Origin of the sequence: Winogradskyella ouciana (assembly GCF_009709615.1) — a bacterium.
In the GTDB taxonomy this organism is placed as follows: Bacteria; Bacteroidota; Bacteroidia; order Flavobacteriales; family Flavobacteriaceae; genus Winogradskyella; species Winogradskyella ouciana.
Window position 1 is genome coordinate 1 of the sequence record NZ_WJYA01000027.1, and the last position, 435, is coordinate 435.

The window sequence follows — 435 nt, forward strand, 5'->3', positions numbered from 1 at the left end:
TGTACTCATAGTCGCCGATTCCGGTTGCCACTGCCTCTATAACGTTATTATTCCCAAAAGCTTGTGTTACCACTTCGCCGGTCAGCATTGGCGGTTCGCTCTCTATTACCTCTGCGCTATCGGTATTGGTACAGCTCGTTGCCGTTGATGTGCTCGTATCGGTCACCGTTACGCTATAGGTCCCTCCCTGGGTCGGCGTCAGCGTCGATCCTGTCTCCCCTGGCAATACCGTGCCGTTGTAGCTCCACTCAAAGCTATAGTCCGTGTCCGATAGGCCTGTGTCCAGTACCGGTACATCCAGTATCTCCGTACCATTGGTATTGATACATAGTACATAACTGTCATCTAGATCGAACTGTGGCAAAGGGTTCACCTGAAGGGTCAACGGTGCCACCGCAAAACAGATCGAGCCGTCCTGCTGGTTGTCGAACGTGC

1 pseudogene is annotated in these 435 nt (G+C 52.6%); it reads right to left on the reverse strand.

Annotation, left to right across the window (positions count from 1 at the left end):
- Positions 1–435, reverse strand: a pseudogene (locus F1003_RS16600) (hypothetical protein); the annotation flags it as partial.